This is a genomic window from Roseospira navarrensis, assembly GCF_009601025.1.
GTDB lineage: Bacteria > Pseudomonadota > Alphaproteobacteria > Rhodospirillales > Rhodospirillaceae > Rhodospira > Rhodospira navarrensis.
This window is the reverse complement of record NZ_WIVE01000039.1, coordinates 1-21,045: the sequence shown is the minus strand read 5'-3', so window position 1 is coordinate 21,045 and position 21,045 is coordinate 1. Positions and strand designations below refer to the sequence as shown.

Here is a 21,045-nt window from a genome sequence, read left to right as displayed (position 1 = left end):
CGGGGCCGGCAGACGCGGGGAGTCAGCGATGAGCCGGAGCACCGCCGCCGTGCAGCGGATGCCCTTTCTGCCCCCCGATGCCGCGATGGGTCTGGCGCGTCTGACGCGGCGGTCGGCGGGGCTCGCGGGGCTGTTCGTGACCGGGGCGCTGCTGGCCGCGCTGCTGACCTATCACGGGGCCGATCCCTCCTGGAACGTGGCCACCGCCGCGCAGCCGCTCAACATGATGGGGGTGCCGGGGGCCCTGCTGGCCGACCTGGTGTGGCAGACGCTGGGGCTGGCCGGCCTGCTGCCGCCCCTGGCCCTGGGCGTGCTGAGCCTGCGTCTGATGCACGGCGAGCCGCTGCGCCCGCGCGCCGGGCCGCCGCTGGCCGTGCTGGCGGCGCTGCCCCTGGTCGCGCTCGCGCTGACCGCGCTGACGCCCGCCGCCGCGTGGCCCGCCTCGGCCGGCCCGGGCGGCGTGACGGGGACCATCCTCGATGCCTGGAGCCTGCACCTGCTGGCGGCCATTGCGCCCCGGGGCGCCTGGGATCTGGTGCCCGGGGCGGTGGCCGGCGTGCTGGCCGGCTGGCTGGTGGTCGTCGGCCTGGGGCTGCGCTGGCGCCATGCGCAGGCGCTGCGCCAGGGCCTGACCGCGACCGTGCGCCAGACCCGCGCGGTCGGCCTGATCCTGGCGGGCGGCCTTGTCCGTGCGGTGCACGGCGCCGACCGCCTGAGCCGCCGCCTCGCCCCGATCGAGCGCGTGGAGCCCGGATTCGGCCCGGCCGCCGACACGCCCGAGGCGGAGCCCGCGGCCGAGGCCCCCGCCGCCCCGCGCGCCGCGCGCGCCACCCGCCGCGCCGTGGTCGAGGCCCCGGCCAAGCTGCCGCCCGCCCAGGTCGCCCGCGAGACCCTGCGCGCCCGGCAAGGCACCCTGTTCCCGGACGCCGACGGCACGGCCGCCGTGCTGCCGCCGCTGGACCTGCTCACGCCGCCGCGCACCACCGACCAGCAGCGCCGCATCAACGAAGAGGCCCTGGCCAACAACGCCCGCCTGCTGGAGGGCGTGCTGGGCGACTTCGGCATCAAGGGCGAGATCGTGCGCGTTCGCCCCGGCCCGGTCGTGACCCTGTACGAGCTGGAGCCCGCCCCCGGCATCAAGACCGCCCGCGTCATCGGGCTGGCCGACGACATCGCCCGCGCCATGAGCGCGGTGTCGGTGCGCATCGCGGTCATCCCGGGCAAGAGCGTCATCGGCATCGAACTGCCCAACGCCCGCCGCCAGGGCGTGAACCTGCGCGAGATGCTGGCCGCCGAGGCCTTCGCCGGCGGCGACCTGACCCTGACCCTGGCCCTGGGCCGGGACATCGGCGGCGGCCCCATCTTCGTGGATCTGGCGCGCATGCCGCACATGCTGATCGCGGGCACCACGGGCTCGGGCAAGTCGGTGGCGGTCAACGCCATGATCCTGTCGCTGCTGTACCGCCTGCCGCCGGAGCGCTGCCGCCTGATCCTGATCGACCCCAAGATGCTGGAGCTGTCGGCCTACGACGACATTCCGCACCTGCTGACCCCGGTGGTCACCGACCCGGGCAAGGCCGTGGTGGCGCTGAAGTGGGCGGTCAAGGAGATGGAGAACCGCTACCGCGCCATGAGCCAGCTCGGCGTGCGCAACATCCACGGCTTCAATCAGAAGGTCGAAAAGGCGCTGGCCGACGGCGGCCCCGTCACCCGCACGGTGCAGACCGGGTTCGACCCGGAGACCGGCGAGCCGGTCTACGAGCAACAGGAGATGGACCTGCAGCCGCTGCCGCACATCGTGATCGTGGTGGACGAGATGGCCGACCTGATGCTGGTCGCCGGCAAGGACGTGGAATCCGCCATCCAGCGTCTGGCCCAGATGGCGCGCGCCGCCGGCCTGCACCTCATCATGGCCACGCAGCGGCCGTCGGTGGACGTCATCACCGGCACCATCAAGGCCAACTTCCCCACCCGCATCAGCTTCCAGGTGACCAGCAAGATCGACAGCCGCACCGTGCTGGGCGAACAGGGCGCCGAGCAGCTTCTCGGCCAGGGCGACATGCTCTACATGGCCGCCGGCGGGCGCATCACCCGCGTGCACGGGCCGTTCGTCTCTGACGAGGAGGTGGAGCGCGTCTGCGATCATCTGCGCGGGCTGGCCGCCCCGGCCTACATCGAGTCCGTCACCGTGGACGACGAGGAGGACGAAGGCGCCGACGCCGGGGCCAGCGCGGCCGCCGCCGCGGATCCGCTGTTCGACAAGGCCGTGGACCTGGTGGCGCGCGAGCGCAAGGCCTCCACCAGCTTCGTGCAGCGGCACCTGCAGATCGGCTACAACCGCGCCGCCCGCATCATCGAGCGCATGGAAAAGGACGGCATGGTCAGCCGCGCCAACGCCACCGGCAAGCGCGAGGTGCTGCTGCCGCCGGTCGCCGCCGCGTCCTGAGGCGGAGGCCACCCTGCGGGCTCCGGGCCGACCCCTGAGCGCAGGGCTCCGAACCCGGATTGCCGTTCTGTGACACTGATGGGGTCGACCCCGCCTCACGAGGTCCTTCGGTCGCCCCCGGCGACGCGTCGCGTCGCCGCAAAGGCGTGCGACCATCGGAACGATGGTCGCGGGGGCTCCCTCAGGATGACATCCAATAATTTTATTTCGTCATCCCGAGCGAGCGAAGCGAGACGAGGGATCTCGAAAGGCGTGCTCTGACGGCGCGGAACGCGCCGTCATGATCACCTGCGTTCGTTGCCCTGACCCTTGAGCGGAAGACCGTTGACGGGCAAATGGAATCGGGTTCCACTTGACTTCAAGTCTCAGGTCTCTTTCCCGATCCATCACCTGCACGAAAGGATGGCCCATGCGGATCCTCTTGGTCTCGGTGCTTGTCTGGGGTGGTCTGGTCGGTGCGGCCCATGCGCAGGAAGACTGCAGGTCGATCGAAAACGATATCGCTCGTCTTGCCTGTTACGATGACGCATTCGGGCGCGGGTCCGCGACCACAGAACCGTCGCCGGCCCTGTCCCGCGACGACATCTATCTGACCCTGCAAAACGCCCTGCGGTCGGTGTATTCCCCGCCGAACGGCCTTCCGATCGTTGTGGACTCGGAGTTCCTTTCGGACCAATGCCGACTCTTCATCGGCCGCTTCAGCGCCAACAGCCAGGACCTGACCCGCAACCTGAACACCATCATCACCGTCGATCTGGCGAACCTGGACTCCGTCACCTCCGGGTACGGAGGGGCCCGGTTCCAGATGAAACGCGGCCACACGGCCACCTTCAACGAGTTTTCCGGGCATGTGCCCCAGATGCGCTACGATGCGCAAAGACTGAGCATGATTGCCGGCAACATGTTTCGGCTCTTCGCCGAAAATGGACCGGCCGGCGGATACCAGAAGGTAGAACCCTCGGTGACATTGGAGATCACCACGCCCGAATCCCAGGTGGACGCGGACACCATTCTGTCCGGGCTGCGGGATCTCGCGGCCGCCTGCGGCGCGGGCTAGCGGGCGCGGACCTCGGGTCGGCGTCTAGCGCGCCGTAGGGCGGCTTCGCGCCGCAGGCGCAAGCCGCCAAAGGCAGGGGATGCCCCCGCCTCGGGCGAGCGGCTGCGCCACACGCCCCTTGCGGATCGCGGGCGGAAGGGGCCAACTCTGGGGCGGACCACTAACCGGATACGGAGGACCCTCCCCATGCTGAACGGCAAGACCGCCCTGGTCACCGGCTCCACCAGCGGCATCGGCCTGGGCATCGCCCGCGCCATGGCGAAGAACGGCGCCGATATCGTGATGAACGGATTCGGCGACGCCGACGAGATCGAGGCCCTCCGCGCCGGTCTGGAGAGCGATTTCGGTGTGCGCGCCGTGTTCCTTCACGCCGACCTGTCCAACCCGGACGAGGCCGTCGGTCTGGTGAAAAAGGCCGAGGAGGCGCTCGGCAAGGTGGACATCCTGGTCAACAACGCCGGCATCCAGCACACCGACCGCATCGAGGACTTCCCGCCCGAGAAGTGGGACGCGGTGATCGCCATCAACCTGTCGGCCTGCTTCCACACCACGCGCGCCGCCCTGCCCGGGATGCAGCAGCGCGACTGGGGCCGGATCATCAACATCGCCTCGGCCCACGGGCTGGTGGGCAGTCCGTTCAAGGCGGCCTACATCGCCGCCAAGCACGGTCTGGTGGGGCTGACCAAGGTCACGGCGCTGGAAAACGCCAAGCAGCACATCACGGCCAACGCCATCTGCCCGGGCTGGGTCAAGACGCCGCTGGTGGTCAAGCAGATCGAGGCCCGCGCCGAGGCCGAGGGCATGCCCATGGACGACGCCACCCGCAAGCTGCTGGGCGAGCGTCAGCCGACCGAGCGGTTCGTGACGCCGGAGCAACTGGGCGAACTGGCCGTGTTCCTGGCCAGCGAGGCGGCCGACACCACCACGGGCGCGGCCTTCCCCATGGATGGGGCCTTCACGGTCTGGTGATCCCACCGGCATCTGACGATGACCGTTGGTGGCGCGGGCCGGTGCCGTTGGGCGGGTGAGTCAAACTCACCCGCCCCCGCGTCCGGGATCAGTTCGGCAGGGTCACCTGACCCGCCTCGCCGAAGACGTAGGGCATGGCGCTGACGCCGAACAGGATGTGGTGCGCCAGGATCATGACCACCGTCACGCCCAGGCCGATCGCCACCACGGTGTAGTCCCGCGCGCGGGGCTGCGGATCGGGGCGCGTCGGCTGCGGGCGGGCCACCTGCCCGACCAGATTGAACGCCGCATACAGGGCGAAGCTGCCGAACAGCAGGCCGGAGGCGGCATAGGGACTCGCCACCAGATGCGAGCCCGCCCACAGCAGAATGCCGAGGGTCATCGGGTGGCGCGTCACCCGCTTGATGTTGCACGGCACGTAGGCGGCGATCACCAGGATGAACGACAGCGGCATGGCGATCAGCGGCAGATAGACGCCCCAGGCCGGCATGTCGTAGCCCGGCACGTGCGGCGCCTGACCGAAGCCGTAGATGATGAGCGCCACGCCGGCCACCGAGACCAGCGAGAACACGGCCTTGTAGGTCATTGCTCCCATGCCGTTCGCGATGCGATTCCGCAGCACGGGCATGGTGGGGATGAGGTGCGTCAGCAGAAAGAGCAGAATGCCGATGGCCAGAAGCGTCATGGGTCCAATCCAGTCATGCGGGAAGGCAGGGCGCCGAAACGGCGCCGGGAGTGTAGGGCCATTGGCCCCTCGGGCTCAATCGCTTCCGGTGCGTGACCCAAGTCCCCAGGGCTCCGACTCCGGATGACCGTTCTGTGACACGGATGGGGTTTAACCCGCCTCGCGAGGTCCTTCGGTCGCCCCCGGCGACGCGTCGCGTCGCCGCAAAGCAGCGCGACCATCGGACCGATGGTCGCGGGAGCTCCCTCAGGATGATGCACCATGAGTGGTGTTTGTCATCCTGAGCGTCCGAAGGGCGCGAAGGATCTCGTGATGGGGCACGAACCATGACACCCCTGTCATTTGGGTTCGGAGCCCTGCCCAAGTCTCCAGGGCGGCGGGCTCAGGTTAACGGGATCGCTCTTCCAGGTCTTTGCAGGGGGTGGGAGACCTGCGCTCGAGATCCTTCAGCCGCTTCGCGGCTTCAGGATGACATCCTATAATTTCAGTGCGTCATCCCGAGTGAGCGAAGCGAGACCAGGGATCTCGAGAGGCCCGCTCCGACAGCTCGGAACAGGCCGTCATGTTAACCTGAACCCGTTGCCCTGCCCAAGTCTCGACCGGCGTTGCCCTCCGCCGCGCGAGTCTCTATGGTTTCCTCCGCATTCCCCCACCTGTCTTGCCATCCGGATCGTATTGATGACCGCCGCCGAACTGGCCGCCCTTCTGAACGCCACCCTGCACGGGGACGGCACCCGACCCGCCGTGCGCCCCTGCCACCCCCGCGAGGCCCGCGCCGCCGACGATATCGCCGTGGCGATGGACCCGGACCTGCTGCCGCTGCTGGCCGACTGCCGGGCGCGGGTGGCGGTGGTGGCCGCCGACGCCGTGGACCGGGTGCCCGAGGGCGCGGTAGACGCCGTCCTGGCCGTGGGCCGACCCCGGCTCGCCATGGCCGGGCTGACGGCCGCCTTCGCCGGACCGCCGCCGGTGGGTCCGGGGATCCACCCCACCGCCGTGATCGAGGACGGCGCGGTGTTGGGCGCGGATGTCGCCGTCGGTCCCTTCGCGGTCATCGCGGCCGGCGCGGAGATCGGCGAGGGCACCGTGATCGGCGCCCACGTCACCATCGGCGCCGGGGTCAGGATCGGCCCTCGCGGGCTGCTCCATGCCGGGGTGCGCATCGGATCGGGCTGCACCATCGGGTCCGACGTTATCCTCCACCACAACGCCAGTCTGGCCGCCGACGGCTTCAGCTTCGTCACGCCCGAGAAGGGCAGCGTCGAGAGCGCCAAGGAAAGCGGCCGGGTCGAGGCCACCAACACCGGCCTCGTCCGCATCCACTCGCTGGCCGCCGTCACCCTGGGCGACCACGTGGAGATCGGCGCCAACGCCTGTCTGGACCGGGGCACGCTCAGCGATACCCGCGTCGGTGACCACACGAAGATCGACGACCTCGTGCTGATCGGGCATAACGTCCAGGTGGGGTCCCACTGCATGATCTGCGGTCAGGTGGGCATCGCCGGCAGCGCCGTCATCGGCGACCGGGTGGTGCTGGCCGGACGGGTCGGTGTCGCCGACCACGTCACCATCGGCGACGACGCCGTGGTGGCCGCCGGCAGCGGCGTGGGCAACTCGCTGAAGGGGCGCGCCGTGTACTACGGCACCCCCGCGGTGGAGCGGGAACGGGCCTTCGAGGCCTACATGCTGACGGGGCGCCTGAAGGGGCTGTTCCGCGACGTCAAGGCGCTGAAGGCCGACATGAAGGCCCTGCGCCGGGACGGCGGGCCGTCGCACGGGTGAGACCAGGGGCGCAATCAAGAGCCGGAAACGAGGCGGATCAGGACCATGAGTGATCTGGAACAGAAGATCTTCGACATCGTCGTGGACAAGACGGAGCTGACGCACGACCGGCTGAGCCGCGAGGCCCGCATCAGCGACCTGGAAATTTCGTCGCTCGACTTCGTGGAAATCGTGTTCGCGGTCGAGGAGGAGTTCGATATCGAAGTCCCCTACAACGCCAACACCATGGACGCGGACTTCGAAACGCTGGGCGACATCATCGACGCCGTCGCGGCCGAGATCGCCAAGCAGCAGTGAGCCGGCCCCGCCGCCGGCTCGTCGTTCGTCTCCTCTTCCACGGGATCCCCGCCGCATGACCCGCGTCGCCATCACCGGCATGGGTGTCGTCTCCGCCATCGGAAACGACATCGAAACCTTCCGTCGCGCCCTGCACGACACCACCGGCGGCCTCGCCCCGGCCCAGGGCCTGGACGAGGTGCCCAAGGGCATCACCGTGGTGGGGCAGGTGCGGGACTTCGATGCCGAGGCCCGCTTCGGCAGGGACCGGCTGGCGCTGCTGGACCCGTTCTCGCAGTTCGCCATGGCCGCCGCCGACGAGGCCATCGGCATGGCCGGCCTGGACTTCCGCGCCGACCCGGCGATGGGCCAGCGCACGGCCTGCATCATCGGCACCGGCGGGGCCGGCATCGCCACCCTGCAGGAGGGCTTCGTTCGCCTCTACCGCGACGGTAAGCACCGGGTGAACCCGTTCACCGTGCCGCGCTACATGGGCAACGCCGCGTGCAGCCAGGTGACCATGGCCCACGGCATCACCGGCCCGTCGTTCGCCGTGACCAGCGCGTGCGCCACCGCCAACCACGCCATCGGCCTGGGCTTCCACATGGTGCGCGGCGGCGTCGCCGACCGCGCCGTGGTGGGCGGCACGGACGCCCTGGTGAACTTCGGCAACCTGAAGGCGTGGGAGGCGCTGCGCGTGGTCTCCCGCGACACCTGCCGCCCGTTCAGCAAGGACCGCACCGGCATGGTGGTCGGCGAGGGGGCCGGCGTGTTCGTGCTGGAACGCTGGGACGACGCGGTGGCGCGGGGGGCGCCCATCCTGGCCGAGATGATCGGCTTCGGCATGTCCGCCGACGCGGGGGACATCACGTTCCCGTCGGTCGAGGGCGCCTCGCGCGCCGTCCAGGCCTGCCTGGACGACGCCGGCCTGACGGCCGCCGACGTGGACCACATCAACGCCCACGGCACCGCGACCACCGCCAACGACGCCACCGAGGCCAAGGTGATCCGCGCCGTGTTCGGCGACGCGGCGGACCGCCTGGCGGTCTCGTCCACCAAGTCGTTCCACGGCCATGGTCTGGGGGCCGCCGGCGGGCTGGAACTGGTGGCGGCCATCGTGGCGGCGCAGGACGGCTTCGTGCCGCCGACCCTGAACCTGACCGAGCTGGACCCCGAATGCCCGCTGGACGTGGTGACCGGCACCGGCCGCGCCATGGATGTGCGCACGGTGGTCTCGAACAGCTTCGCGTTCGGGGGGCTGAACGCCGTGCTCGCCATCCGCCGCGCCGAGGGCTAGGCGCGCCCGCCCGCACCGCGTTCCGGACGGCATGCCCTGACCGTTGCCGGGCGGGAGTTGCACTCCCGCCCGGACCCAGTTCAATCCTTTCGCAAGAAAAACGGTCCAGACGGGGCTGCAAGCCCCGTCCGGCACAATACTGTCCCGTGCCAAGCGTTGAGATGTGTGAACCGTCGAACCTTGCCAGGGGAGGTGCGGCGCTTCGCAGGCCACCTGAACTGTGGATCACCCGCCGGACAGGATGTCGTCCAGGACCGCCGCCGCCTCGTCGGCCCCCGTCGCGCGCGGCGGCGGCCCTGGCGGCGGTCGGCGGGTGACGGCCTCAAGATCCTCCAGGATGACGCCGGTCCGCAGGCGCTCGGGCGGCACCGCCGCCAGCGGGGCGTGCCGGGCCAGCCAGTCGCGCAGGTATGGTTCCTCGATCCAGCCGTCCGCGCGCGGCCAATACACCGTGGGCCGCTGATTCAGGCCGCATTCCATCGCCATGCCGTAGCCCAGCTTGGTCACCACGGCATCGCTGGCGGCGACGATCTCCGGGAACGACCAGTGCGGCAGGGCCGCCATGTCGCGGGCGTCGGGGTGGTCCGGCGCGACGCCGCCGCGCACCAGCCAGAGCCAGCCCGACTCCCGGGGCCAGGACTCCAGGCTGATCCCGGACGCCACGCCGCCGAACGTGACGACGGCCAGCCGCGTCTCCGGTCCCACGCCCAGCTCGCGGCGCAGGGCATCCGGGCGGGCCGGGACCGGCTGTCCCACCGGGCCGATGGGCCGCGCATTGGGCAGGTCGTCCAGGGGCAGGCCCGGCGTGGCGGCCAGCACCGCGCGGGCACTCGCATAGGCGCGGGTCATGGTCTCCAGGAGGACGGGGGCGTCGGGACCCAGGGCGCAGTGGGCGCGGACGATGTGCGCCCAGGTGAAGGGGCCGAGCGCCACCGCCGGGATCCCCAACCGCGCCGCCGCCGCCAGGGCCACGTATCCCACGTTGCTGAGCACCGCGTCGGGGGCCTGCGCGGCCATCCGCCGCGCCGCCCGGTCCACCACGCCGTCCCAGTCGGCATGAAGCGCGCGGTACCGGGCCGCGCTGGCGGCCGCGTCGAAGATGGTGGCGTCCCGCATGACCAGCCCGAAGTCCTCGGTCTCGGCCACCAGGGTCGCGTCGGCCGGCACGCGGGCCCGCACCACCGAGTCGGGCAGGGTGGTTTCCACGGTCACGGCGACGTCGGGGCGGCGCGCCCGCAGCGCATCCAGAACCGCACCCGTCATGGACAGGTGCCCATAGCCGTGGGGCGTGATGGCGACATACAGGCGGGGCGTGGCGGCGGGCATGGCGGGACCGGATCAGGGGACGGGGGCGGCGCTTCCTATGGCATGCCGCCTGGGTCCGAGGCCAGGGGTCGGGGAGTCCGGGAGGGGGTCAGGCTTGAAGCGGGACGCCGGAGGGGACGGGGCGCATCTTAAGAAACTGCCCTAAAACGTTGAATCCATACCGTTAAGAGTGTACCGTTCTGGCCTGGGCGTGGATCGCGCCCCCCTGTCCGGCGCTGCCCGACTCGCCCCGCCCCGGCCTGTTCGCCGGCGCGGCGCGGATGCCGTTTCTTTCGCACATGCACCATATCTAGTTATCCACACCCCTGTGGATACAATATCTATTGCCTTTGGCCAGGGCTCCGCATACTGTTGGGGTCACTGGCCGACGGGGACACAATATCCTGTGTGACACTTGCATGTCACCCCGTCGGAGAGCCTGCCGGACCGGGCCGCATCCTGCGCGATGCACGGGACCCGGTCGCGCCGCCAGACGCCGCTCATTCAGCCACGCGGGCCGCCGCGCCGGCCACGACAACAGGGGAACGCGAGCCATGCGCATCGACCGCCATTTCACGACCGAGGGCCAGGACCCCTACAGCGCCATCGCCTTCCGGCATACGGCGAGCGAGATCCGCAATCCGGACGGCTCGATCGTGTTCCGGCAGGCGGATATCGAGGTCCCGGCCGCGTGGTCGCAGGTGGCCTGCGATGTGCTGGCCCAGAAGTACTTCCGCAAGGCCGGCGTGCCCAAGGCGCTCACCCCCGTGCGCGAGGACGATGTGCCGGCGTGGCTGTGGCGGCACGAGGCGGACACCGAGGCGATGGCGGCCCTGCCAGAGACCGAGCGCACCGGAAGCGAGACCAGCGCCCGGCAGGTGTTCGACCGGCTGGCCGGCACCTGGACCTATTGGGGCTGGAAGGGCGGCTACTTCGATTCGGAGACCGACGCCCGCGCCTACTTCGACGAAATGCGCCACATGCTGTGCACCCAGATGGGCGCGCCGAACAGCCCGCAGTGGTTCAACACCGGCCTTCATTGGGCCTACGGCATCGACGGCCCGTCGCAGGGGCATTTCTACGTGGACTACAAGACCGGCGAGATGGTCGCGTCCAACAGCGCCTATGAGCATCCGCAGCCGCACGCCTGCTTCATCCAGTCCGTCAGCGACGATCTGGTGAACGAGGGCGGCATCATGGACCTGTGGGTCCGCGAGGCGCGCCTGTTCAAGTACGGCTCCGGCACCGGCACCAACTTCTCGTCGCTGCGCGCCGAGGGCGAGCCCCTGTCCGGCGGCGGCCGCTCCTCCGGCCTGATGAGCTTCCTGAAGATCGGCGACCGCGCCGCCGGCGCCATCAAGTCGGGCGGCACCACGCGGCGCGCCGCCAAGATGGTGATCTGCGACGTGGACCACCCGGACATCGAGACCTTCATTCAGTGGAAGGTGAAGGAGGAGCAGAAGGTCGCGGCGCTCGTGACCGGCTCCAAGACGCTGTCGCTGCACCTGAACGCCATCCTGGCCGCCTGCCGCCAGTGGGACGGCGCCGCCGATGCCCCCGACCGTCTGGACCCCAAGATCAACAAGGCGCTCAAGACGGCCGTGGTCGCCGCCCGCAAGGCGCTGGTGCCGGAAAACTCGATCCAACGCGCCATCCAGTATGCGCGCCAGGGCTGGGCCAGCATCGACTTCGAGACCTATGACACCGACTGGGATTCGGCGGCCTATCAGACCGTGGCCGGCCAGAACTCCAACAACACCGTGCGCGTGACCAACGACTTCCTGGAAGAGGTCGAGCGCGACGGCGACTGGGCCCTGAAACACCGCCTGTCCGGCAAGACCGCCCGGACGATGAAGGCGCGCGACCTGTGGGACTCCATCTGCGAGGCCGCGTGGTCCTGCGCGGACCCGGGCCTGCAGTTCGACACCACGATCAACGAGTGGCACACCTGCCCCGAGGGCGGCCGCATCAACGCCTCGAACCCGTGCTCGGAGTACATGTTCCTCGACGACACGGCGTGCAATCTGGCGTCCCTGAACCTGATGCAGTTCCGTCGCGCCGACGGCGCCTTCGACGTGGACGGCTTCACCCACGCCACCCGGCTGTGGACCATCGCGCTGGAAATCTCCGTGCTGATGGCGCAGTTCCCGGCCCGCGAGATCGCCGAACGCTCGTTCGACTACCGCACCCTCGGCCTGGGCTACGCCAACGTCGGCGGCCTGCTGATGGCCAGCGGCCTGCCCTATGACAGCGACGCCGGCCGCGCCCTGTGCGGGGCGATCACATCGCTGATGACGGGTGTCTCCTACGCCACCTCCGCCGAGATGGCCGAGGAGCTGGGCGCCTTCGCCAAGCACCATGAGAACGCGGACGCCATGCTGCGCGTCATCCGCAACCATCGCCGGGCGGCGCGGGGCGAGGCCACCGGCTACGAGGGCCTGTCCGTCAACCCGGTGCCGCTGGACCACGCCGACTGTCCGCAGCCGGATCTGGTGACGGCCGCCGCCGCCGCCTGGGACCGCGCGCTGGAGCTGGGCCAGGCCCACGGCTACCGCAACGCGCAGGTCTCGGTGATCGCGCCGACGGGCACCATCGGCCTGGTGATGGACTGCGACACCACCGGCATCGAGCCCGACTTCGCCATCGTCAAGCACAAGAAGCTGGCCGGCGGCGGCTACTTCAAGATCATCAACCGCATGGTGCCCGAGGGGCTGCGCGCCCTGGGCTACACCGATCCGGAGATCGAGCGCATCGGCCGCTACGCCACCGGGCACGGCACCCTGGAGGGCGCGCCGGCGGGCGAGGGCGCGGTGACTCACGCCGCGCTGCGCGCCAAGGGCTTCAACGACGAAGCCTTGCGCCGCCTGGAGGACGCGCTCGGCACCGCGTTCGACATCCGCTACGCCTTCAACGCCTGGACCCTGGGCGAGGACTTCTGCACCCACGTGCTGGGTCTGTCGGCCGAGCAGATGAATGACCCCGGCTTCGACATGCTGGCCGCGCTGGGCTTCTCCCGCGCCGCCGTGGAGGCCGCCAACACCCACGTGTGCGGCGCCATGACGGTCGAGGGCGCGCCGGGCCTGAAGGACGAGCACCTGCCGGTGTTCGACTGCGCCAACGCCTGCGGCCGCATCGGCAAGCGTTATCTGTCGATGGACGCGCACATCAGGATGATGGCGGCGGCGCAGCCGTTCATCTCGGGCGCCATCTCCAAGACCATCAACATGCCCAATGATGCGTCCATCCAGGATTGCGACCGGGCCTACCGGACATCGTGGAAGCTGGGCCTGAAGGCGAACGCGCTGTACCGCGACGGCTCCAAGCTGTCGCAGCCGCTCAACGCCCAGATCCTGGACGACGAGGACGGCGCGCTGGCCGACGACGTGGTCGAGGCGCCCGCCGCCGAGCGCACCACCGTGGTCGCCGAACGGGTGGTCGAGCGCGTGGTGCACCGCCTGCAGCGCCACCGACTGCCGGACCGCCGCAAGGGCTACACCCAGAAGGCCGTGATCGGCGGACACAAGGTGTATCTGCGCACCGGCGAGTACGAGGACGGCAGCCTGGGCGAAATCTTCATCGACATGCACAAGGAAGGGGCCGCCTTCCGGTCGCTGATGAACAACTTCGCCATCGCGATTTCCATCGGCCTGCAGTACGGCGTGCCGCTGGAAGAGTTCGTCGAGGCCTTCACCTTCACCCGCTTCGAGCCCAACGGCATGGTCGAGGGCAACGGCGCCATCAAGATGACCACATCGATCCTGGACTACATGTTCCGCGAGATCGCCATCTCCTACCTGGGCCGCAACGATCTGGCCCATGTGGTGCCGGATGACCTGCGCGTGGACACCCTGGGCAGCGGCAACGATCAGGGCGACTTCGCCGAGGAATGGGACGAGGAGGAAGAGGAACCCGCCCTGCCCCGCGAGGTGTCGGCCGGATACGTGCGCTCCAACCTCTACGTCCTGCACGGGCGCGGCCACGGGCAGGCCCAGCAGGCCCAGACCACCGCCCGCGCGGTGGGGGCTCAGGCCGGGGGGACCGCCGTCGCGGTGGGCCACGCGGTCGGCCACGCGGTCGGCCAGACCGTGGCCATGGCCCACGCGCCGGGCGGCAGCGCCGCGGGCGGCTCCGGCGGCGGGTCGGGCGACTCCACCATGGCCCGCATCCGCGAGGCGCGCATGAAGGGCTATGAAGGCGATAGCTGCGGCGAGTGCGGCAACTTCACCCTGGTGCGCAACGGCACCTGCATGAAGTGCGACACCTGCGGGGCGACGAGTGGGTGTTCGTGAGGACGGCGCACCGCTGCCCCCTCCCCTGGACAGGGGAGGGTTGGGGTGGGGTTGATGCGGAAACGCGCACGCGTTTGCGCCGGGACCAATGCCCCCCTCCCAACCTCCCCCCTGAAGGGGGGAGGGGTCTGGGTGGCTGATGCCGCAAAGGACGCGGAAGGGTGCCGGTCACTTCCATAAGAAGAGCCCGCGCCTTGCGGCAGGCGATGACCGACGCCGAAAAGGCCCTGTGGCGCCGACTTCGGCATGATCAGCTTGGCGTTCGATTTCGGCGCCAACACCCGATCGGTCCCTACATCGCCGATTTTGCCTGTCGCCCTGTGCGGTTGATCGTGGAAGTTGACGGCGGACAGCACGCCGTCAGACCCGCGCGGGACCAAAGACGCGATGCATGGCTGAAGGGGCAAGGGTTCACGGTCTTGCGGTTCTGGAACCATGACGTGCTCGGCAATCTCGATGCGGTCGTGAACAGTATCCATGCCGAGGTCTTGCGCCTGAGCGCGGCCGAAGACGCGGTCATGGGCGACAGGCCCGACCCGTGAGGTCTTATCCCGCGCAACCCTCCTCCCCTGGATAGGGGAACGGCTGTTCCTCATGAAGGCAGCGACGGGCCTTGACCTGTCCCGCCGCTCTCCGTTTGCGTGTTAATGGGTGGCCATCATCCGTATTGCGGAGCCCGCGGAACGGCGTATGATCGATCCTCCGTGACCGCCCCCATTCGGAGACCCGCCATGCAGACCCGTCCCCCCGCGCAGAGCCGTCGTTCCTTCCTCTCCGGTCTGGCCGCCGTGGGCGCTGCCGGCACGCTGGCCGGCGCGTCGTCCTGGCCCCTCCGCGCCCTGGCGCAAGGCTCCATCACCCCTGGCGCCAACGCGGTGCTGCTGGTGGTGGACGTCCAGACCTGCTTCCTGCCGGGCGGCACGCTGCCGGTTGCCCAGGGAGACGAGATCATTCCCCTCATCAACACCCTGGCCGGCCGATTCCAGAATGTGGTGATGACGCAGGACTGGCATACGCCGGGTCATGCGTCCTTCGCCTCCAGTCATCCCGGCAAGGACCCGTTCGAGACCACCGACCTGTCCTACGGCCCCCAGGTGCTGTGGCCGGATCACTGCGTGCAGGGGACCGAGGACGCCGCTCTGGCCCCGGGCCTGGACCTCACGGCCGCGCAACTGGTCATCCGCAAGGGCTTCCACCCCGAGATCGACAGCTATTCGGCCTTCATGGAAGCCGACCGCGAAACCCGGACCGGACTGGCCGGATATCTGAAAGAGCGCGACCTGACCGATGTGTACGTGGTGGGGCTGGCCACCGACTTCTGTGTGGCCTGGACGGCCCAGGATGCCGCCGACGCCGGCCTGACCGTGTCCGTGATCGAGGACGCCTGCCGCGCCATCGACCTGAACGGATCGCTCGCGGCCGCGTGGGAGGCCATGGAGGCCGCCGGCGTGCGGCGGATTCAGTCCACCGACATCGCGTGATCCTTGGCGCCCTGGTCCTGGCCTGATGCACGGGGGGGAGATACTCCGACCCCCACCGGCGAGGCTCATCCCATGGTCTACTGCTATTTGTTGATAGGGGCGACCGTCCTTAAACCCAACCGTTCGCTCATCATCGCCGTCGGGGGGCTTGCTCGACGCGTCGCAAATGGGTCACGTTTCCAACTCGACCATGGACTGCAGGGCGTCGAACACATCCAAAGCACCGCCAATTGCGAACATGTTATTATCTTTTCAACAAATAGATATTGCCATCGGCATTGCTCGCCACCATTCTTGGACTCCGAACCCGTGGTTGTGAGCCGTGGTGCGGAGGTGTCATGTCTGAGGTACAGGATCCGTCTGCGCCCCCGATCCTGCCGGAGGCGCCGATCACGGACGACGGCCTGACGGAAGATGGACTCACGATCGCAGTTTCAGCGATCCAATTGGCTGCCATACTCGATGGCCAGACCGTAGACGCAGGAACATCCTTAAGTAATCGCCTGATGGGCGGACTAAGAATGTTAGGTTGCGCCTTGGAGGGCGCGGCAGCGATAGGCTTATCCATAGCTCCGGAACCAACGCTTTCGACGAAAGTTCTTGCGGGCGTGCTTGGCGCCGCTGCTGCCGACCAATGCCAGACGGGAGTTCGCCAGATTTGGACCGGACGTGATATCCGGTCCTTGACAGATCAAGGCGCTGCCCGTGCGGCGGAGTTGTTGGGCGCGTCACAAGGCACAGCGCGAAATATTGGCTTGGCCGCCGAAATCCTGGTGCCTTTGGGGCCCGCCCTTATCGCCGGTGCCGTGCGCGTCGGAGCTGTCAGGGCAGGGCGGATATCCCTGGCGCGGCACGAAGCGCGAGACGGCATTATTGGCGGCGGTCATACGATTGCGCGTCACGTGGGGCTGACGGAACAGCAACTAAGGCAAAGGCTCGCTGCGACAGCCAGCTACAGAAGGCCTCCATCACGAGTCTCAACATTTTCAACCCTGGAGATCGCTGAAGACGCCATATCAAGGGGGTTAAGGGCAAACAAACCACAGATCCAGGAGTGGTCGAGAAGAGCGCGCCCTGGCGATCAAGCTAAATTCCTTTTTGATGTCAGAAACAAAGTCGGGTATGGAATTAACAGAGACGGTGGAGAAGTATTGGAAATGACGAAAATAAGAATAGTTCTTAAAAAAGAGGAGTATAACGGAATGCAGCATTTTATTTTAACATCATTTCCGGATGTATTTTAAAGCAAACGCAGGGGTTGCATCAAGGTGGACTTTATATTTATGGACCAACTTTTCGGCGCGTATCTGAATCAGGATCTGGACGTGGTCCACGGATCCTTCGAGGCCGCTGTGGCCGACTTCGCCCGCACCGATCCGTCTCGGATCGAACCCCTGCGCCAGGAGATGGCGCGCTTCCTCATGCACTACGGCGCAGATGCCGATGCCGAATACACCCGACGCTACGGCGGGGATATCGCGCTCGGGACACCGGACGAGACTGCCGCCGACCTGTTCGAGGAGATCGACACGCTGCTGGTCGCGGTTCGTTAACCCAAAGCGCAGATCAGCCCCCAATCAGAAATCGCGCCCTTGCGATGGCGGATTGCCGGGCAGTCAACATCGCCTCCTTCGAATCGGACGAAGACCGGACCGAGGGGGTCGGGAGCGCTCCTCACCCTCCTCTTCCCCCCGATCCGCCCCACGATCCATCCCGACCGGCATATGTCCCGAGCCCCCGACCTGAAAGGTGTCCTCGGTTCAGGAGGGGCCGGTCCCGGCGGGCCGTCTACCGCTCGTAGGTCGCGGTCAGGCTGGCGCTGTCCAGGGCCTGGTTGTTGGCGTAGAAGCCCACCAGGGCCCCCGACGACGTTTCGTCCAGCGGCAGGGTGGCTTCGGGCATGGCGTAGACCGTGAAGATGTAGCGGTGCGGGCCGTGCCCCTCGGGCGGGCAGGGGCCGCCGTAGCCGGTCGGGCCGTAGTCCGTGCGGCCCTCGCCCGCGCCCTCGGGCAGCGGCGCGGTGTCGCCCGCACCCTGGGGCAGGCTGGTGACATCGGCCGGGATGTTGAACACGGTCCAGTGCCACCAGCCGGAGCCGGTCGGCGCGTCCGGATCGAACACGGTGACGATGTAGCTTTCGGTGCCCTCGGGCGCGCCGGACCAGGACAGGGCCGGCGCCATGTTGCCGCCCGAGCAGCCGAAGCCGTCGAACACATGCGGGTCGGTGATGCCGGAGCCCTCGGAGATGTCCGGCGAGGACAGGGTCATCTCCGCCTGGGCGGCGGCCGAGGCGAACCCGACCAGGGCCGCCCCGGCCAGCCCGCAGAGCAGGGCGGGGGTCACACGCATGATGGGCCTCCTTTCGCTCGTCTTGGGGGGCGGGCGGGATCGCGACGCATCCCGCCCTGGCCATGGTGGGTGTCCCGGCCCGCATCGTCGAGCCCCTTTCTCAATCGTTCGACAGGGCTCCGGTGCGACCCTGTGCATGACCGGCGCCCCCTTCGCGTCTTGGGCCGGCGTTGCTACACTCCGCGCCCGACACCGCCGAACGTCCACAGGACCCCATGCCGACAGACGATCCGACCCCGTCCCCCGACGCCGCCGCGCCCGACCCAAGCGCCGACCTGGCCGCCACCCTGGATGCGCTGGCGCCCGCGCCGCCCTGCGGTCACGGCCCGCGCCTGTTCGTGGGCGAGGCCGATCTGGGCCCGGCCGCCCTGGTGACGCTGGACGCGCCCCAGGCGCACTACCTGCGCAGCGTCATGCGGCGCGGGCCCGGCGATGCGGTCGTGCTGTTCAACGGCCGCGACGGCGAGTGGTTGGCGCGCCTGGAGGCCGTGGCCAAGGCGGCCGCCACGGCCCGTTGCACCGACCAATTGCGCCCGCAGCCGGATGCGGATCCGGACGCCGCTCCCTGGCTGCTGTTCGCCCCCCTCAAGCGCGGCCCCGTGGATCTGCTGGCGGAGAAGGCGACCGAGCTGGGCGCGGCGCGCCTTCAGCCCGTCATGACGCGCTTCACCACGGCCGCGCGGGTCAACGCCACCCGGCTGCGCGCCCATGCGGTCGAGGCCGCCGAGCAGTGCCGCCGCCTGTCGGTGCCCCAGGTGGCGGATCCCATCCCGCTCCCCCGGGTGGCCGAGGGCTGGCCGGCCGGGCGCCGGCTGTTCGTGCTGGCCGAGCATGGCCGCGCCGTCCCGGCGACGGCGGCCTTCGCGGCGGCGGCGGACGCCACGGCCCCGGCGGCGCTGCTGGTGGGGCCCGAGGGCGGCCTGGCGGACTCCGAACTTGACGCCCTGGCGCAACTGCCCTTTGTTACGCCGGTTCGCCTCGGGCCCCGCATCCTGCGCGCCGAGACCGCCGCCATCGCCGGCCTCGCGCTCTGGCAGGCCGTGGCCGGCGACTGGCGTTGACCGGGCCGCCCCGGCCCGACCGTTCCGCTCCCGGAGTTCCCCGCGCATGTCCGCCCCCGCCAAAGCCAATGCCCGTCCCGTCGAGAGCAAGGCCGACCTGATCGACTGGTTCGCCTCCGGCTGCAAACCGCCCGAGGCCTGGCGCATCGGCACCGAGCACGAGAAGCTCGCCTTCACCCTGCGCGACCTGCGTCCGCTGCCCTACGAGGGCGGGCCGGACGGGCCGGGCATCCGCGACCTGCTGGAGCGCCTGAAGGCCTACGGCTGGGCCCCGGTGGAGGAGGCCGGCAACCTGATCGCGTTGACCTGCCCCACCGGCGGCAGCGTCACCCTGGAACCGGGCGGGCAACTCGAACTCTCCGGCGCGCCGCTGGAGACCATCCAGGAGACCTGCGGCGAGACCACCCGGCACCACATGAACCTGAAGGCCGTCTGCGCCGAGCTGGGCATCGGCCTGATGGGACTGGGCTTCAATCCCAAGTGGCCGCGCGACGCCATCCCCTGGATGCCCAAGGGCCGCTATGCGGTGATGAAGCGCTACATGCCGCTGAAGGGGGCGCTCGGCCTGGACATGATGCTGCGCACCTGCACCGTGCAGGTGAACCTGGATTTCTCCAGCGAGGCCGACATGGTGCGCAAGTTCCGCGCCGCCATCGCCCTGCAGCCCCTGGCCACCGCGCTGTGGGCCAACAGCCCGTTCACCGAGGGCAAGCCGAACGGCTTTTTGAGCTACCGCAGCCACATCTGGACCGACACCGACCCCGACCGCTGCGGCATCCCCGCCTTCGTGTTCGAGGACGGCATGGGCTTCGAGCGTTACGTGGACTACATGCTCGATGTGCCCATGTACTTCGTCTACCGCGACGGCCGCTACATCGACGTCGCCGGGCAGTCGTTCCGCGACTTCATGGCCGGCCGCCTGCCGGGCCTGCCGGGCGAAAAACCCACCCTCGGCGACTGGTCGGACCACGTCACCACGGCCTTCCCCGAGGTGCGGCTGAAGACCTATCTGGAGATGCGCGGCGCCGATGGCGGCCCCTGGAGCCGCATATGCGCCCTGCCGGCATTCTGGGTCGGGCTGCTGTATGATGGGCAGGCGCTGGACGAGGTGGAGCAGCTCATCAAGGACTGGTCGGTGGCCGAGATCAGCGCACTGCGCGATCAGGTGCCGGCGCGGGCGCTCGGCACGCCGTTCCGGGGCGGCACCCTGGGCGACGTGGCCATGGAGGTGCTGGACATCGCCCGGCGCGGCTTGGCGCGGCGCGGGCGCATCAACAGCCAGGGGCGCGACGAGACCTGCTTCCTCGACGTGCTGTTCGCCATCGCCGAGTCCGGTCGCTGCCCCGCCGAAGAGCACCTGGAGGCCTTCCACGGCCGCTGGAACGGCAGCGTGGATCCCATCTTCGTCGAGTACGCGTATTGATGTGACCCTCTTTTTCCGGGGTCATCACGGACAATCGGGGTCTCGTGGTTGCTGGACCGTCGCGGCCACCCGTGAGCAACCGGGAACATGGGTAACACTATTGACCGGCAACATGGGTAACGGTGTTCTGTGTTTGTTCGGCTTTGCGCCGCCCCGGCCGGGGCGGCGCAAAGCGTCGGAGTTTTCGGTTGGCTTGGTCGATGACACCCAACTTGATGATGACACCCAACTTGATGTCGAAGAACTTCACGATCCAGTCGCCGCTTTCGGTCTCCATGATCCCGACCAGCTCACCCACCAGGGCTTCAGAGACGAAGACGAACACCCCGGCCCATTTGATCGAGCCGTCGCTTCGAACCCGCCGAACCGCATGGTCAGGGCCATACCAGGGCTCCAGGAGGTGGTCTGGATAGACCCGAGGCGACGGACGCCATAACGTTGCCGGAGGAACCTGCCCCAAGGCTTCATGCGGCCGTTCGTCGTTGAACGAAGCCCGAAACCGATCAAAGCGCACCTGCTGGTCGGCGACCGTCGCCGCCGGAGGGCGTGCCGTCTCTGCCTTCAGAGTACGGTGCATGCGCTCATGGCGCCCGTTCTGCTGCGGGCATCCAGGCTCGATCCACTC

General features: G+C 69.0%; 17 protein-coding genes. 13 read left to right on the top strand and 4 right to left on the bottom strand.

Annotated elements, in window-relative coordinates; translation table 11 throughout:
• Nucleotides 1–28 precede the first annotated feature (28 nt).
• The 3 genes from GHC57_RS12445 (at nt 29) to GHC57_RS12435 (ending at nt 4,472) form a co-directional block, all read left to right on the top strand.
• A complete protein-coding gene (locus GHC57_RS12445) occupies nt 29–2,446 on the top strand; it encodes an FtsK/SpoIIIE family DNA translocase (RefSeq protein WP_153344701.1) in 2,418 nt (805 codons plus the stop codon).
• Between the two features lie 409 nt (nt 2,447–2,855).
• Nucleotides 2,856–3,503, top strand: a complete 648-nt coding sequence (locus tag GHC57_RS12440; RefSeq protein WP_153344699.1) for a hypothetical protein — start codon at nt 2,856–2,858, stop codon at nt 3,501–3,503.
• Between the two features lie 186 nt (nt 3,504–3,689).
• Nucleotides 3,690–4,472, top strand: a complete 783-nt coding sequence (locus tag GHC57_RS12435; RefSeq protein WP_153344697.1) for a 3-hydroxybutyrate dehydrogenase — start codon at nt 3,690–3,692, stop codon at nt 4,470–4,472.
• Nucleotides 4,473–4,560: 88 nt separating this feature from the next.
• On the opposite strand, the gene GHC57_RS12430 is transcribed toward GHC57_RS12435, so the two are convergent.
• Nucleotides 4,561–5,157 carry an NnrU family protein gene (locus GHC57_RS12430; RefSeq protein ID WP_153344695.1) on the bottom strand — a complete coding sequence of 199 codons (597 nt, stop codon included), beginning with the start codon at nt 5,155–5,157 and terminating at the stop codon, nt 4,561–4,563.
• Between the two features lie 678 nt (nt 5,158–5,835).
• Between GHC57_RS12430 and lpxD the strand changes: the two genes are divergently transcribed.
• Genes lpxD through GHC57_RS12415 form a run of 3 tightly spaced genes read left to right on the top strand, consistent with a single transcriptional unit; the run spans nt 5,836 to nt 8,512 of the window.
• Nucleotides 5,836–6,939 (top strand): UDP-3-O-(3-hydroxymyristoyl)glucosamine N-acyltransferase, encoded by a 1,104-nt coding sequence (gene lpxD / locus GHC57_RS12425; protein WP_153344693.1) that lies wholly within the window; start codon nt 5,836–5,838, stop codon nt 6,937–6,939.
• 45 nt (nt 6,940–6,984) lie between these two features.
• Nucleotides 6,985–7,236 carry an acyl carrier protein gene (locus GHC57_RS12420; RefSeq protein WP_153344691.1) on the top strand — a complete coding sequence of 84 codons (252 nt, stop codon included), beginning with the start codon at nt 6,985–6,987 and terminating at the stop codon, nt 7,234–7,236.
• A 55-nt stretch (nt 7,237–7,291) separates the two neighbouring features.
• Nucleotides 7,292–8,512 carry a beta-ketoacyl-[acyl-carrier-protein] synthase family protein gene (locus GHC57_RS12415; protein ID WP_153344690.1) on the top strand — a complete coding sequence of 407 codons (1,221 nt, stop codon included), beginning with the start codon at nt 7,292–7,294 and terminating at the stop codon, nt 8,510–8,512.
• A gap of 225 nt (nt 8,513–8,737) precedes the next feature.
• Here GHC57_RS12415 and GHC57_RS12410 read toward each other — a convergent pair whose 3' ends face one another.
• Complete coding sequence (locus tag GHC57_RS12410) at nt 8,738–9,838, bottom strand: hypothetical protein (protein ID WP_153344688.1); 1,101 nt, start codon at nt 9,836–9,838, stop codon at nt 8,738–8,740.
• Nucleotides 9,839–10,371: 533 nt separating this feature from the next.
• On the opposite strand from GHC57_RS12410, the gene GHC57_RS12405 reads away from it, so the two are divergent.
• From GHC57_RS12405 to GHC57_RS12385, 5 genes are all read left to right on the top strand, one after another.
• The gene (locus GHC57_RS12405; protein WP_153344686.1) at nt 10,372–14,106 is read left to right on the top strand and encodes a vitamin B12-dependent ribonucleotide reductase; all 3,735 of its coding nucleotides are present in this window, start codon (nt 10,372–10,374) and stop codon (nt 14,104–14,106) included.
• Nucleotides 14,107–14,267: 161 nt separating this feature from the next.
• Nucleotides 14,268–14,648, top strand: coding sequence for an endonuclease domain-containing protein (locus GHC57_RS12400; protein WP_343031170.1), 381 nt, complete (start codon nt 14,268–14,270; stop codon nt 14,646–14,648).
• Between the two features lie 189 nt (nt 14,649–14,837).
• Nucleotides 14,838–15,587: a bifunctional nicotinamidase/pyrazinamidase gene (gene pncA, locus GHC57_RS12395; RefSeq protein ID WP_153344684.1), complete on the top strand. Its 750-nt coding sequence runs from the start codon at nt 14,838–14,840 to the stop codon at nt 15,585–15,587.
• 338 nt (nt 15,588–15,925) lie between these two features.
• Entirely contained in the window at nt 15,926–16,831 is a 906-nt protein-coding gene (locus tag GHC57_RS12390; protein ID WP_153344682.1) for an RNase A-like domain-containing protein, read from the top strand.
• 39 nt (nt 16,832–16,870) lie between these two features.
• Nucleotides 16,871–17,140, top strand: a complete 270-nt coding sequence (locus GHC57_RS12385) for a contact-dependent growth inhibition system immunity protein (RefSeq protein WP_153344680.1) — start codon at nt 16,871–16,873, stop codon at nt 17,138–17,140.
• A gap of 235 nt (nt 17,141–17,375) precedes the next feature.
• Here the strand turns inward: GHC57_RS12385 and GHC57_RS12380 are convergent, their stop codons facing one another.
• The gene (locus GHC57_RS12380) at nt 17,376–17,936 is read right to left on the bottom strand and encodes a YbhB/YbcL family Raf kinase inhibitor-like protein (RefSeq protein WP_153344678.1); all 561 of its coding nucleotides are present in this window, start codon (nt 17,934–17,936) and stop codon (nt 17,376–17,378) included.
• 215 nt (nt 17,937–18,151) lie between these two features.
• On the opposite strand from GHC57_RS12380, the gene GHC57_RS12375 reads away from it, so the two are divergent.
• Complete coding sequence (locus GHC57_RS12375; RefSeq protein WP_153344676.1) at nt 18,152–18,997, top strand: 16S rRNA (uracil(1498)-N(3))-methyltransferase; 846 nt, start codon at nt 18,152–18,154, stop codon at nt 18,995–18,997.
• Between the two features lie 46 nt (nt 18,998–19,043).
• A complete protein-coding gene (locus tag GHC57_RS12370; protein WP_153344674.1) occupies nt 19,044–20,420 on the top strand; it encodes a glutamate--cysteine ligase in 1,377 nt (458 codons plus the stop codon).
• A gap of 97 nt (nt 20,421–20,517) precedes the next feature.
• On the opposite strand, the gene GHC57_RS12365 is transcribed toward GHC57_RS12370, so the two are convergent.
• Nucleotides 20,518–21,045, bottom strand: a 528-nt coding sequence (locus GHC57_RS12365) for an integrase core domain-containing protein (RefSeq protein WP_153344672.1), incomplete at its 5' end; no start/stop codon positions are given.

Excerpts from the sequence above, each read along its gene's own strand:
- GHC57_RS12445 (WP_153344701.1), top strand. The coding sequence starts at position 29 with ATGAGCCGGAGCACCGCCGCCGTGCAGCGGATGCCCTTTCTGCCCCCC.
- GHC57_RS12440 (WP_153344699.1), top strand. The coding sequence starts at position 2,856 with ATGCGGATCCTCTTGGTCTCGGTGCTTGTCTGGGGTGGTCTGGTCGGT.
- GHC57_RS12435 (WP_153344697.1), top strand. The coding sequence starts at position 3,690 with ATGCTGAACGGCAAGACCGCCCTGGTCACCGGCTCCACCAGCGGCATC.
- GHC57_RS12430 (WP_153344695.1), bottom strand. The coding sequence starts at position 5,157 with ATGACGCTTCTGGCCATCGGCATTCTGCTCTTTCTGCTGACGCACCTC.
- lpxD (WP_153344693.1), top strand. The coding sequence starts at position 5,836 with ATGACCGCCGCCGAACTGGCCGCCCTTCTGAACGCCACCCTGCACGGG.
- GHC57_RS12420 (WP_153344691.1), top strand. The coding sequence starts at position 6,985 with ATGAGTGATCTGGAACAGAAGATCTTCGACATCGTCGTGGACAAGACG.
- GHC57_RS12415 (WP_153344690.1), top strand. The coding sequence starts at position 7,292 with ATGACCCGCGTCGCCATCACCGGCATGGGTGTCGTCTCCGCCATCGGA.
- GHC57_RS12410 (WP_153344688.1), bottom strand. The coding sequence starts at position 9,838 with ATGCCCGCCGCCACGCCCCGCCTGTATGTCGCCATCACGCCCCACGGC.
- GHC57_RS12405 (WP_153344686.1), top strand. The coding sequence starts at position 10,372 with ATGCGCATCGACCGCCATTTCACGACCGAGGGCCAGGACCCCTACAGC.
- pncA (WP_153344684.1), top strand. The coding sequence starts at position 14,838 with ATGCAGACCCGTCCCCCCGCGCAGAGCCGTCGTTCCTTCCTCTCCGGT.
- GHC57_RS12390 (WP_153344682.1), top strand. The coding sequence starts at position 15,926 with ATGTCTGAGGTACAGGATCCGTCTGCGCCCCCGATCCTGCCGGAGGCG.
- GHC57_RS12385 (WP_153344680.1), top strand. The coding sequence starts at position 16,871 with ATGGACCAACTTTTCGGCGCGTATCTGAATCAGGATCTGGACGTGGTC.
- GHC57_RS12380 (WP_153344678.1), bottom strand. The coding sequence starts at position 17,936 with ATGCGTGTGACCCCCGCCCTGCTCTGCGGGCTGGCCGGGGCGGCCCTG.
- GHC57_RS12375 (WP_153344676.1), top strand. The coding sequence starts at position 18,152 with ATGCCGACAGACGATCCGACCCCGTCCCCCGACGCCGCCGCGCCCGAC.
- GHC57_RS12370 (WP_153344674.1), top strand. The coding sequence starts at position 19,044 with ATGTCCGCCCCCGCCAAAGCCAATGCCCGTCCCGTCGAGAGCAAGGCC.